Here is a 13,831-nt window from a genome sequence, read left to right as displayed (position 1 = left end):
AATCTTTTTTCTGCGACGAAGGAGCAGAAAAAAATTGGGAGACGAAGACCGGCCCTCATCCGCTTGCTATGTCTTTCTACTTAAAGACTGACTTGATTAGCGGATGAGGGACACGCCCAAATTTACATTCTGTTTACCGTTCCGATCCCCAGTAATTCCAATCCTTTTTTAATTGTTTTTCCAGTTAATTCTGATAATTCGAGTCGGAAGTTCTTTGCATTTTCATCTTCCTGACTCAGTATTGGATTGTTCTGATAGAACGAATTATAGGATTTTACAACTTCGTAAATATAATTTGCAACCAAAGCGGGAGAAAGTGTTTCTGCAGCTCTGGAAATCACCTCTTTGAAGTTGGAAAGGTTCATGACCAGTTCCTTTTCGGAAGCATTCATTTCGTAAACCAAAATATCTTTTTCCTGATAGTCTGCTTTAGCCAGTAAAGATTGAATCCGGGCATAAGTGTATTGAATAAATGGTCCGGTATTTCCGGAAAAATCGATACTTTCTGCCGGGTTGAAGAGCATTTTTTTACGCGGATCTACTTTAAGCATAAAATATTTTAAGGCTCCCAAACCAACGGTTTCGTAAGATTTCTCTTTTTCAGATTCAGACAGAGTCTCGAGTTTACCGAGTTCCTGCGCTTTGTCTTTGGCAGTTACGTACATTTCCTGCATTAAATCGTCTGCATCAACTACTGTTCCTTCCCGGGATTTCATTTTTCCCTCCGGTAATTCGACCATACCGTAAGATAGATGATAAAGATTTTCTGCCCAGGAATAACCTAGTTTTTTAAGGATCTTGATCAGCACATCGAAATGGTAATCCTGTTCATTACCAACGGTATAAATTAATTTCTGAATATTATTTTCCTCGAATCTTTGTACTGCTGTTCCTAAATCCTGCGTCATGTAAACGGAAGTTCCATCGCCCCGAAGTAAAAGTTTGTGATCTAAACCTTCTTCAGTAAGATCGCACCAGACAGAGCCATCTTCTTTGCGGTAGAGTTTCCCACTAATTAAACCCTGCTGAATGAGATCTTTTCCTAAGAGATAAGTATTGCTCTCATACTGAACCTGATCGAAATCTACTCCTAATCTCGTATATGTTTCGGCAAAACCTGCGTAAACCCAACCGTTCATTTCTGTCCAGAGATTTCGTACTTTTTCGTCGCCTTTTTCCCAGTCGAAAAGCATTTTTTGAGCCTCTAAAATACTTGGTGCCTGTTTTTTTGCTACTTCCTCGTCATATCCCTGTGCAACTAATTCTGCGATCTCTTTTTTGTACTCTTTATCGAAGGCAACGTAGTAATTTCCCACTAGCTTATCGCCTTTCAAATGTGTAGATTCCGGAGTTTCATTTGTTCCGGATTTTTCCCAGGCAAGCATCGATTTGCAGATATGGATACCGCGATCGTTGATGATTTGTGTTTTTATAACGTTGTAACCGTCTTCTTTTAAAATTTCTGCGACAGAATATCCCAAAAGGTTATTTCTGATATGGCCAAGATGTAAAGGTTTATTTGTGTTTGGTGACGAATATTCGACCATTACCGTTTTGTTCTTTTCGTCTTTAACATCAAAATCACCTTTAACAGAATTGAAATTATTCAGGAAGAAACTATTTTTGATCGTTAAATTCAGAAAGCCTTTTACAACCTTATATTTTTCTACAAAATCCGCCTGGGTCATCAGCGCGTCACCGAGTTCTACAGCGATCAGATCCGGACTCTTTTTTAAGATTTTAACCAACGGAAAAGTGACGATGGTAAAGTCTCCTTCAAATTCAGTTCTGTTTTGCTGAACATCTAAAGTTACTTTGTTGCTTTGATTTACGTCGTCGATTTGATAGAGGCTCGTAATAATTTCGGAAATTTTATGCGCTATGATGTCCTTAATATTCATTGTTTAATTTTGAATTACAAATATACGGAAATAAAAAAACCACTCCGAGGAGTGGTTTAAAATAATAACTTAAAATTCTTAGAATTTATCCCAGAAAATTTTCGTTGTGTATTTGTCGCCTCCGATTGCAGTCGCAGCTGCATTAACGTTAGCAGTGTTAGTACTGTATTCGTTGTTAGAATAAGTAATTCTGTAAACCAGACCCGTTGCACCAGCTGGAGCTGTTAACTGTGGATAATCTAGTCTTCTAAAGAAATACCATGCCTGTAAAGGTTTGTTGTTCATTGCAAACCAGGCTTGAGTTCCAATTGATTGCTTGTAGTTAGCAGCATCATATGGATTAGCAGCTAAATAGGTCGCTGCCATAGCAGGGTCTACACCCCACTGATCCATTGAAGAAAGTACTGCATCACCATACCAAGTAGCAGCGGTTCCACCTACGCTAAATCCTTTTGCAGCAGCTTCTGCCAACATGAATTTAACTTCAACAGATTCCAGCAATTCCCCAGGGTAATCTGCTTTCTTGATCGTTTCTGTTACGTGTGAAAAGTTTGCATAAGAAGCCAAACTACCATAAGGTCCACCAACAAAAGTTCCGTCAGCAAGTGGAGTAAAGTATTTTGGAATTCTTGGATCTGACTTCGCTTTTAGAGCATTCAAATAAACATCAGAAGGAATAAAGTCATTTCTACCGCTCTGTACTAAGTTTTGGTAAATAGGGTTAGATACCAATCCATTCATATAAGGGAAAGAGAAATTATCAGCAGGACTTGTAATAACTCCGGCCGCTACTGCAGATTCTACTAAAGTTTTAGCTTTTGCAGCATCTGCATCGCTTAGATTAAGACCCATTCTTAACTTAAGAGAATTTGCTAGTTTTTTCCATTGTGCCATATCGCCGCTATAAAAAGCGTCGTTGTCATAACCATCTACTCCCGTATCGATTGTAAGCAAAACTGCATTCAATCTAGAAGCAAGATCAGTATAGATCGTCGCAGCATCGTCATATTTAGGTTGCAAAACTGAAGCACCTGCTTCATTTTTCAATGCTTCAGAGTACGGTACATTTCCGAAACTATCAACTAAATTCACCCATGCATAGATGGAAAGAATTTCGATAATTGCCTGCTTGTTCTTTTTTGTTTTAGCCGCATCAGTAGGAGAAAGCGTTGCACTTTCTGACTCAGCATTTAAAAAGATACCTGCCTGCTTTAATGGACCCAATACATCTCTGTACATCGTGTTAAAGTGATTTTGCGGCTGATTTCTTGTGATGAAGTTATAATTTGTTTCATCAATATACTGAGTTTCAGTCCACTGTTGCGTAAAGAATCTCGAAATATTTAAGTTCACACTTGGAGTTACCGAATAGTCAGCTAAATCCTTTTCAGCAGATACGACTAAGTTTCTAGAAGGAATTATCTCTGGCTTCTTAGGATCAATGTTGAGCTCTGTTATATCCCTCTCACATGAGGAGAAGATACTGGCTGTAAGAAAGAGCGAGCCAGCTATATATAATATTTTTTTCATTTTTAAAAAATTTATAATGTTAGAATTTTAGAGTTACGTTAAATCCGATATCTCTTGTTGTTGGCAAAGCACCAATCGAGTTCCCTCTTGATCTTAAACCACCTATAACTCCAGCTTCTGGATCTACGTATGGTGTGTTTTTGTGAATGATCCATAAGTTTCTACCTACTAAAGCTAAGGTTACTTCTTTTACGCTTGTACCCGAAAGGATGCTTTTTGGTAAAGTATAGCCAATGCTTGCTTCTCTCAATTTCACATAAGATGTGTCATAAACAAATTCGCTGTTTGGCGCGTTGTTATAACCGTTTGGCTGATAAGAATAGTAGTTATTTGCATTTCTAGCTCTCACTAAAGTACCATTTGCCAATTTTCTTAATCCACCTAGAGGAGTTACATTCGGAGATCCGTTTGCATATACCCCTGGTAAAATAACGTTCAAAGGATCACGATATTGTATGTCTGTTGTGTTAGCATACAAACCACCGGACTGTCCGTACAACATATCGGTAGAGAATGTACTTCCGCCTTGCTGAACATCAATTAAGAAACTCACATTAATACCTTTGTAAGTCATGCTGTTTCTAACACCTCCTGTCCATTCTGGAGTTACATTACCAATAGCTTTTTTATCGGATTTGGCCCAAAGTCCACCTCCTAAACCAGCTGCGTTAGGTGAAGTTACAACTCTTTGACCATTCGCATCATATACATAATCAGTTCCGTACAAAGCACCAAAGGCTTCACCAACTGTTGCAGTTAATTGCACTCCACCTTGGAAACCTGCAAGAACATAATTGTCAACACCATTAAGGTCTACAACTTCATTCTTATTTTTCGCCCAGTTGGCTGAAATGTCCCAAGTGAAATTCTCTGATTTGAATGGAGTACCAGTTAAAGATACCTCAATACCTTTGTTGTCAATTCTACCAGCATTAAATGCAGTTGCGGAATATCCTGTAGATACTGAGATCGGCAACTGGATAAGTTGATTGATAGTTTTTGTGTTGTAAACTGTTACATCTAATCCAAGTCTTCTTTTGAAGAATTGCATTTCCATTCCTAATTCAACTTCCTTAGATCTTTCTGGCTTTAATTCTGATTCTGCTCTTGAATTTGGAGTGTCAAATAAAACAGTTCCATCATAATTGGCACCACTAGAATAAGTGTTTCTTAATTGGTATGGATCTGCTGTATTACCTACTTCAGCGTAATTTCCTCTGATCTTCCAGAAACTCAACCAATCTTGATTGATCAACGATGATAACACTACTGAACCAGCGATAGATCCATAACCGTAAGTATTATTATCTTTTGGAAGAGTAGATGATTTATCAACTCGGTATGTTCCATCAACAAAGAACGTATCCATATAACCTAATGAGGCAGTTCCATATACGCCTGAAGTTAATGTAGTTGTTACAGATTCTTTTGTTGGTAGGATTGGAGCAATTGAGTTGCTGATCGCATAAAGACCTGGTACAACTAAACCACCTTCCGTAGAAGCATAGTCACCTTCGTTTCTGTTTCTTCTAACATTACCACCAACGATACCTGATAATTTCAAGCTTTCAGTGATGTCAAAGTTATAGGTACCAAATAAATCATAATTTAATTCGGATCTGTGAAGATTGTATTTTGAATATCCAGAGGAAACAGATTGATTAGATGAACCAAAATTTTGTGGCACACTACCTTCTGCTACTCTCTGCTCTATTAAACTATTTAAATCATCATAAGACATTTTAGCAACAACGCTAAAGTTTTTAGAAAACTTATAATTCACATTAGCAACACTAAAGCTTCTTGTTCTTCTATCGCTGTTGAAACTTTCGAATCTTTGATAGAACGGGTTATTCCAGTAAGCCGGTGTAGCATCTTCTGGACTATTTCTGTTCCAAGAGATATTTTGACCTGAATTGTTGTAAGCCGAACGTAGTGCGTTAATATCACTGTCTACATTCCACCATTGTCTAAAAGTTGACATTAAGTTGTCTGAGTATCCAGTTTCATTTCTACCCGTCGTATTCTGTAATGTTAGAGTAGAGTATAAATCTGCAGATAATTTATCAGTAAAATCAAAACTAAACTTTGTAGAGATGGTATTTTTCTTCAAATCGGAGTTAGGAAGAATTCCACTTTGCAATTGGTTGGTGTAATTTAACAAGAAGTTAGATTTATCGCCAGCCTTTTGTATTGAAATGGTGTTCGTATAACTTGTAGATTTATCAAAGAAATCTGCAGGAGTGCTTTTAGCAGCTAAGTAAGGTTTCTTTTGTCCGAAGTTTACAGAGTTTGGATCGAATGAATCCCAGAAGAAAATTGGGTGTCCATCATATTTTGGTCCTAAAGACGCATCATCATTATAGTTCGTGTATTCGTCACCAAATGTGAACTGTGGCGCATAACCACCACCATACATTGTTTGGTATGTTGGGAACGTAGACTTATCAATAAAGCCCATGTTGGCTCCACTTGAGATCGTTACACCCCATTCTTTATCACTTTTACCTCTACCGGTTTTGGTAACAATTAGAATTACACCGTTAGATCCTCTTTCTCCGTATAAAGCAGATGCTGCTGCACCTTTCAATACGTTAATGGATTCGATATCCGCCTGATTAATATCAGAAAGTGCGTTACCATAATCAAATGTAGGAACGTAACCAGCACCATTATTGCCAATATTTCCATTATTAACTGGTGAACCATCAATTACGATTAACGGGCCTCCACCTTTTAGAGATTTGTAACCTCTAATTACTAAAGTAGAAGAACCACCAAAGTTATTGTTGGTATTTACCTGCAAACCTGCAACTTTCCCCGACATTTGAGCAGCGATATTCCCAGTGTTGGTTGTCCCATTACTAAGATCATCTCCTTTGATCTCTTGTGTAGAATACGTTAGAGATTTTTTTTCTCTTTTAATACCCAAAGCCGTTACTACGACACCTTCGATATTCTGCGTTCTTGCAGTATCAACTTTCTGTGCATTTACTAAAGCAAAAGACGAAGTTAAAACTATAGCTAGAACGCTTGTTGTTAGTTTCTTCATATCAAATTAAATTTTTCATTAGCACAAAAATGCAAACTTTAATTAATATGACCAAATAATTTGTTAAAAAATTCTTAATTCTTTTGTAATTTTGGCAGGTAAATAATTAACACTTATAATTAAATGTAAAATAATGGTATTGCTAAAGAGTTGGTCAAATCGATATATAGAAGCAGGTTGCGATGAAGTTGGTCGCGGATGTCTCTCGGGACCGGTCGTTGCAGCAGCAGTAATTCTACCTGAAGATTTTAACCAAAATTTGGTTAATGATTCTAAAAAATTAACATTTAAGACCCGATTACACCTCGATGATTACATAAAAACTAATGTAAAGGACTATGCAATTGCCGAAATTTCTCCTGCTTTTATAGATGAGCATAATATTTTGAATGCAAGTATCCACGCAATGCATTTAGCTCTTGATCAGTTAATGGTGAGACCGGAGCTTCTTTTAATTGATGGAAATAGATTTCATGCCTATAATTTCATTCCGCATGAATGTATAATAAAAGGAGATGCCAAAATACTTTCGATTGCGTGCGCTTCGATACTGGCGAAGAATTATCGGGATCAATTAATGATCAAGCTTCATGACGATTTTCCAGAATACGGCTGGAATACCAATATGGGTTACGCCACCAAGAAGCATCAGGAAGCTCTGAATAAATTTGGCCCAACCATTCATCACCGGGTTTCGTTCCGCTTAGATTATTCACAACCGCCAAAAGCTGAGCGTAATTCTGTAGATGCTTTAATTGACTTGATTCCATAAAAAAAACGGAAGCGATCATCTTCCGTTTTTTTAACTATTTATTTGAGTTTATTTTTTCTTAGTGCTTTCGTTCTTCTGAACTTTTTGTTGCTCCTGCGCTTTCTCCATCATTTCCCGCATTCTCTTCTGGAATTTACCTTCAGGTTTTGGTCCCTTCGTTTTATTGACCTGAATTTGAGCGTGAATTTTCTTCTCATCCAGAATCCAGTATTTGATCACCAAAATAATCAGGATGTTAATAGCATTCGATACAAAATAATACCAAGAAAGTCCGGATGCTGATGTATTTAGGAAAAATAAGAACGTAATAGGGAAGATGTACATCAACACTTTCATATTCGGCATTCCTTCCTGCGTTGGTTGCTGTATATTTCCTGCAGTCATAATGGTGTATATTAAAATTACTACCGTACACGCAATTGCAAAAATACTTAAGTGATCCTGTAAAAACGGAATATGAAAAGGCAGTTTGATCACATCATCATAAGCCGTTAAATCTTTAGCGAACCAAAAACTTTTCCCTCTCAAATCGATCATATTGGGAAAGAAGCGGAAGAGCGCATAGAAAATGGGGACCTGAATTAATCCCGGCAAACAGCCCGCCATTTGATTTACGCCGGCCTTTCGATAAACAGCCATGGTTTCCTGCTGTTTTTTCATGGCATCTGCACCTTTATTTTTTTCGTTGACCGCATCAATTTCGGGACGAATCACCTTCATCATCGCACTCAGTTTATGCTGCTTGAACATTACCGGCGATAAAATAATTTTAACAATAATCGTCATTAAGAAAATTACCCAACCTGCAGCCAATCCCCAACTTGAAATTAAATTATACATCGGGATGAAAAACCATCTGTTCAGCGTACCGATAAAGGACCAGCCTAAAGGAAGCAATTCATCAAAATTCTTATCGTAAGATTTTAACAAAGGAAGATCCAACGGCATGAAATACCATTTGAAATCTTGATTCAATTCATTATTTACCAGATCAACCTGTCCATCAAAATTAAATTTTTTCAAAAATTCGCCTTCTTCAATCATATCCTGCGAACCTTTTGCGTTCTTGAAACCATTTTTCGGTTCAATAACAGCAGAGAAAAACTGTTGTTTTACGGCAAGCCAGTTTAGATTTTCATCCGGTTCATCCATCGTGGTTCTACCGTCGTAATCAAAACTTTTATAATTATTAAAGGTATAATTGAATTCGGTGTGTGTTTGTTCCTGAGAGCGGCCTTTTTCCATACCACGAACGCTGTAATCCCAGATAAAGTCTGCTTTTTGATTAGAAACTAACTGACCTAGACCTTCCGTTTTCACATTAAAATCGACCGTATATTTATCGAGCAAAGTATAAATAAACTGAATCACAGCGCCATTTACAGTTGCCTGCATGGTTACTGAATTTCCATTCTGCGTTGGGCTGAAAACTAAATCTTTCGTGTTAAAGATTTTGTCTGATTTATCCTTGAACTGAAAACCGTACGCTGAATTATTTTTATCGAAAATCAAAAGTTGTTTATCGTTGATATCGGTTTTCTTGTTGTAAGCTTTGTATTCGTTAAGTCGAACCGTAGAAATTTGTCCGCCCAAAGTACTAATCGCCACCGTTAATTCCTTATTCTTCAACTCAACTTGCTGTATAGAAGCGGTCTTAACACTATCGTTTAAATTGGTAACAATGGCAGGTTTTGTTTTATTGACGGGTGCAACCTGAGTAATTTTACCTTTGTTTTCAGCGTCTTTCAACTGTTGATCTTTCGCCTGCTTGTTTTGGAAATAAAACATGGCGCCAATCAGAATCATTGAAAACAGGGCGAAACTAATGAGTTGGTTTTTATCTAAACCGTTATTTTGCTGCATTTTAATTTATTTGAAATTTAAATCTCGAAGTTCAAAACCATTCATTTTTTAGCTTCTTAATTTTAGGTGGCAAAAATACTGAAATTTTTGGCAATGAAGAATTTTTTGGAAGTTCATTTAAAGACAAAGGAGATAAAAAACATTTTGTCTTTTATCTCCTTCTTTTTATTTTTTCGTCGAAGCTTTAATTAAGGCCTTAAACAAAGGATGCGGCGAGGCAACCGTACTTTTGTATTCGGGGTGATATTGAACGCCGATATAAAAAGGATGATCTTTTAGTTCGATTGTTTCTACCAGGTCCGTTTCGGGATTAAAACCGGTTGGGATCAAACCGTTTTTTTCAAATTCTTCTCTAAATTCCGAATTGAATTCGTACCGGTGACGGTGTCTTTCGGAAATATTTTTTGTTCCATAGATCTCATTCAGTTTAGATCCTGTTTTCAAAGAACATTTCCAGGCTCCTAATCTCATTGTTCCTCCTTTGTCGACTACATTTTTCTGCTCTTCCATTAAAGAAATCACTGGTTCGGGTGTCGATGTATCAAACTCCATAGAGTTGGCTTTTTTGTAACCGAGTACGTTTCTAGCAAATTCAATTGTCATGATCTGCATTCCTAAACAAATTCCTAAAAGTGGAATGTTATTTTCTCTGGCATATTTCGCAGCTGCGATCTTTCCTTCAATTCCACGATCACCAAATCCCGGTGCGATCAACATTCCGTCGATTCCGGCAAAGGTTTCTTCAATATTTCCTTCATCGAGTTCACCGCTGTAAACCCAGCGTACTTTTACTTCGGTTTCTAGATCGGCACCTGCATGAATAAAAGATTCTGCGATCGATTTATAAGAATCCTGCAGGGAAACATATTTTCCAACCAAGGCTATTTCTACCTTTTTCTTTGGATTCTGATATTTTTTAAGGAAGGTTTTCCAGTCTTTCAGATCAGCTTGTTTGTCCGATTTAAGGTCTAAAGTTTTCAGAACTACATCATCAAAATCCTGTTTCTGTAAATAAAGAGGAACTTCGTAAATCGTATCGAGGTCTTTACATTCGATCACGTTTTCTAAAGCTACATTACAAAACTGCGCCAGTTTCGCTCTTTGTTCTTTCGGAATGTTATGTTCTGTTCTACATACCAAAACATCAGCCTGAATTCCGGATTCCATGAGCTGGCGAACAGAATGTTGAGAAGGTTTTGTTTTCAATTCTCCGCTCGATGCTAGATAAGGCAGTAAAGTCAAATGAATCACCATCGAATTATGTTCTCCTAATTCCCATTTCAGTTGACGAACACTTTCTATATAGGGAAGAGATTCAATATCTCCGACAGTTCCACCAATTTCGGTGATGATGATATCGTAGTTTTGTTTAGCCAGAATTTTGATACGACGCTTAATTTCGTTCGTAATATGTGGAATGACCTGTACGGTTTTCCCCAAAAACTCTCCTTTGCGTTCTTTTTCGATAACGGTTTGATAAATTTTACCGGTCGTTACGTTGTTGTTTTGGGAAGTTTTAGAATTTAGAAATCTTTCGTAGTGGCCCAGATCCAGATCGGTTTCTGCACCATCTTCTGTTACGTAACATTCGCCGTGTTCATAGGGATTTAGGGTTCCCGGATCAATATTAATGTAAGGGTCAAGTTTTTGGATGGTGACATTAAATCCTCTCGATTTTAGCAGCAAGCCAAGTGAAGCCGAGACGATTCCTTTGCCTAAAGAAGAAGTTACACCGCCGGTTACGAAGATGAATTTCGTGTTCTTTTTACTCATTAGTTTAGGTTTGTGCAAAGTTAATGGATTTTGAAAGAGGGCGCAAATAAAGGGGAACTAATATTTTTTGGTAGCCGGGAACCTGCTTTCCGCTATATCTTTTACTCCGCTGCGCTGCGAAAAAGGATGCCGCTGCAATCAGGGCTCATAGAGATTTAAAATAAGATATATAAAGATTCAAAAATTGAAATTGTGACCTTATACAAGTTCAGGTTAATAGAGAATTAAAATCTTTAATAGTAGTTCTGCAACTGGGAGTCGGAAAAAATTTTTTAATATAAGTAGTTCGTTCCCATCTTTTTCTGATCTCTAAATAAGTTTAACAGCATATTACTTTTGCTGCAAATGCGGTTTAGGAAAAAATAGTCAGTTTTCCTCTGCGATGCATCATGATCAAATATAGAATAGATCTTTTATGTGATTTCTTATAAAATTAGTAGATTTGAGTACGACAACTAAAAAAACTTTAATGATTTCAATTTATCAGTTAAAACCCAAATTTCAGCAACTACTTAATCCCGTTTTAATCTTTTTGCATAACCATAAAGTGACTGCAAATCAAATTACTATTGCTTCGATTATATTATCATTAATAATTGGACTATTATTTTGGAATGCCGATTCCGATAAATGGTTTTTCCTGAGCTTACCAATTGGACTCCTGCTGCGAATGGCTTTAAACGCTTTGGATGGAATGATGGCTCGAAAATTTAACCAAATGAGTAGATTGGGCGAGGTCCTAAACGAAGTGGGAGATATCGTATCTGATGTTATTATCTTTATTCCACTATTGAAATTTCAACCAGAAAGTCTGTACTTGATTGTGTTTTTTATCGTCTTAAGTGTTATTAACGAATTTGCTGGATTAATGGGTAAAGTTGTCGGCAAAAATCGTCGATATGATGGACCCATGGGGAAAAGTGATCGGGCTCTACTGGTAAGCATTTATGGTATTATCGCCTTTTTTGGCGTCAATATTTCCAGTTATTCAATCTATATCTTTGGGGCGGTTATTTTGCTATTGCTTCTAAGTACATTCACAAGACTTAAGAAAGCACTGAATGCAGCCTGATAATAACAATCTTGTAAACAAATTTGCTGATGTTCCGCTGCGAATAAAAACCTGGGTGTTTATAATTCTGGCTTTTGTAGCTGGGATTTCCCATCCAATTGCCATGAAAATTTTCGTCGCCTGGACCGGTTTTCAGGTGTTTTTTGAGTTTTTGAGAATGTTTAAAGTTCAAAGATATCAAGTAGTCGTTCCTATGATTTTGGCTGTTGTTCAATTCCTTTTATTGTATTTATTTAATTTTGAGAATTATTTTCTTTACGCTCTAGCTTTCGCATTGGCTTTTATTTTATTTTTCTTGTTTATAAAAGTTTCCATGAAACAATTGGTAGGAATTAGTATTGGTTTAGCGATCGCACTTTTAATTTTTCCTCATTTAGCATTCATTAGAGAAATGGATTTTGGTGTAAAAGCATTAATTTTCTTAGTAGTAATTACGGAGGTCAATGATGTTTTTCAGTACTTAATGGGAAAATTCTTTGGCAAACATAAAATCACGCCGAACATCAGTCCGAACAAAACCTGGGAAGGGTTTATTGGTGGAGTTATACTTACGGTAGTATTAAGTAACATCTTGGGATACTTTCTCTTACCATCGACAGTTTTGACTAATACCATTTTAGGATTAATTCTGGGAATTTCAGGTTTTTTCGGAGATGTGTTGATGTCTTTCCTAAAAAGAAAAACAAATATAAAAGACACGGGAAATCTTCTTCCTGGACATGGCGGTTTGCTCGATAGAATGGATAGTCTAATTTTTAATGCACTCCTCTTTTTCTGGGTTTTACCTTTACTTCTTACTAATTAAAACCATGGAGACTCCATTTAATAACGCTTTCATTTTATCCGGCGGAGGTACAAGGCTCATGATTTATCTCGGAATGTTTGCCGCCTTGGAGAAATTAAATCAAAAACCAGATGTTTTAATTGCGACTTGTGGTGGAGCTTTCGCGGCAACAGTCATTAATGCTTTTCCTGACAATGAATCCCGCAAAGAATATTTAAAGTCGCAAGAATATTTTAATTTTGTAACCAAAGTTCAACTCACTACGGAGAGCAAACTTGCGAGGATCGGACTTCTTTCTTTGCGTAAAATTCGGGAAAAGAGAAATGCACCTTTTATAGAAAACGTCATTGCAAGATATTTGGCGGAGATGACACAGGATTTATCCGTTTACTTTCCTTATCTGGAAAACACCAGCTTCTCCAAAGAAATTCCAACGCTGATTATAGGTTCGGAAGTACTATTTGATCCTAAAAATATTGGACAGGAAAGAAATGATCAAAAACTATATCGAAAAATCGTTTTCACAGATTCGACGACAGCGGACAAAATTGATCTGGAAAAAGTCGTTATAACATCTGAAAATTTTAGGAATAGTGCCATTTCTTCTGAAATAGAATTGAAAACCAACCTGTCGATGCTCACCAGTGCCAGGATTTCTGTTTCAGATATGTTTTATGTAGCTCCTGTTTTTCTCGAGAATAAATATTATGCTGGTGGAGCCATCGATTTAATTCCAATCGAATTAGCACAACAAATAGCAAAGACCGTAATTATTGAGGAGAAGCAATCCTATAGTTTAGTAGAAGAGGCTTTTGTTCGTGCCGTCTTAGGATACAGTGGAAATAAGCGGTTAGCTGAGATTCAACATCAAAAGCCAGATTTTCAAATTGATACGAGCAATATTAAAAAAGAATTGGAAGGACATTATATAAAGAAGACCATCAACTGGAAAAAACTGCAGGTTTCCTTCTGTTTTCCAAATTCGTACGAGCAGTTTCGAAAAGATATGGATCTGCAGTGGAGGTATGGATTTCAACAAACCATGAACAGTATTCCAAAAAAAGAATCAAATTAAGAATCATTT

9 protein-coding genes are annotated in these 13,831 nt (G+C 36.9%); 4 read left to right on the top strand and 5 right to left on the bottom strand.

All coding sequences use genetic code 11. The annotated features are described in order from the left end of the window. Positions 1-122: 122 nt before the first annotated feature. The 3 genes from argS to ACZ9HT_RS00895 form a co-directional block, all read right to left on the bottom strand. Positions 123-1,901 (bottom strand): arginine--tRNA ligase, encoded by a 1,779-nt coding sequence (gene argS / locus ACZ9HT_RS00905; RefSeq protein WP_476038549.1) that lies wholly within the window; start codon positions 1,899-1,901, stop codon positions 123-125. A 78-nt stretch (positions 1,902-1,979) separates the two neighbouring features. Continuing rightward, entirely contained in the window at positions 1,980-3,431 is a 1,452-nt protein-coding gene (locus ACZ9HT_RS00900; RefSeq protein WP_476038548.1) for a SusD/RagB family nutrient-binding outer membrane lipoprotein, read from the bottom strand. A gap of 19 nt (positions 3,432-3,450) precedes the next feature. After that, positions 3,451-6,483, bottom strand: coding sequence for a SusC/RagA family TonB-linked outer membrane protein (locus tag ACZ9HT_RS00895; protein WP_476038547.1), 3,033 nt, complete (start codon positions 6,481-6,483; stop codon positions 3,451-3,453). Between the two features lie 133 nt (positions 6,484-6,616). Here ACZ9HT_RS00895 and ACZ9HT_RS00890 point away from each other — a divergent pair, with 133 nt between their 5' ends. Then, on the top strand, positions 6,617-7,255 hold the full coding sequence (locus tag ACZ9HT_RS00890) for a ribonuclease HII (protein ID WP_476038546.1): 639 nt from the start codon (positions 6,617-6,619) through the stop codon (positions 7,253-7,255). A gap of 48 nt (positions 7,256-7,303) precedes the next feature. Here ACZ9HT_RS00890 and yidC read toward each other — a convergent pair whose 3' ends face one another. Both yidC and ACZ9HT_RS00880 read right to left on the bottom strand, forming a co-directional pair. After that, complete coding sequence (yidC, locus tag ACZ9HT_RS00885; RefSeq protein ID WP_476038545.1) at positions 7,304-9,118, bottom strand: membrane protein insertase YidC; 1,815 nt, start codon at positions 9,116-9,118, stop codon at positions 7,304-7,306. A gap of 165 nt (positions 9,119-9,283) precedes the next feature. Beyond that, positions 9,284-10,891 carry a CTP synthase gene (locus ACZ9HT_RS00880; protein WP_476038544.1) on the bottom strand — a complete coding sequence of 536 codons (1,608 nt, stop codon included), beginning with the start codon at positions 10,889-10,891 and terminating at the stop codon, positions 9,284-9,286. 469 nt (positions 10,892-11,360) lie between these two features. Here ACZ9HT_RS00880 and ACZ9HT_RS00875 point away from each other — a divergent pair, with 469 nt between their 5' ends. From ACZ9HT_RS00875 to ACZ9HT_RS00865, 3 genes are read left to right on the top strand one after another with little or no spacing between them, the layout of a single operon-like run. Then, the gene (locus ACZ9HT_RS00875; RefSeq protein WP_476038543.1) at positions 11,361-11,963 is read left to right on the top strand and encodes a CDP-alcohol phosphatidyltransferase family protein; all 603 of its coding nucleotides are present in this window, start codon (positions 11,361-11,363) and stop codon (positions 11,961-11,963) included. After that, positions 11,953-12,768, top strand: coding sequence for a phosphatidate cytidylyltransferase (locus ACZ9HT_RS00870; protein WP_476038542.1), 816 nt, complete (start codon positions 11,953-11,955; stop codon positions 12,766-12,768). Before ACZ9HT_RS00875 ends, ACZ9HT_RS00870 begins: the two co-directional genes overlap by 11 nt. Positions 12,769-12,772: 4 nt before the next feature. Beyond that, complete coding sequence (locus ACZ9HT_RS00865) at positions 12,773-13,822, top strand: patatin-like phospholipase family protein (protein WP_476038541.1); 1,050 nt, start codon at positions 12,773-12,775, stop codon at positions 13,820-13,822. Positions 13,823-13,831 lie beyond the last annotated feature (9 nt).

The sequence above is a fragment of the Chryseobacterium sp. UYP7 genome (assembly GCF_056279225.1).
Note: the sequence above shows the minus strand (reverse complement) of the source record. Positions and strands in the feature narration are given on the sequence as shown.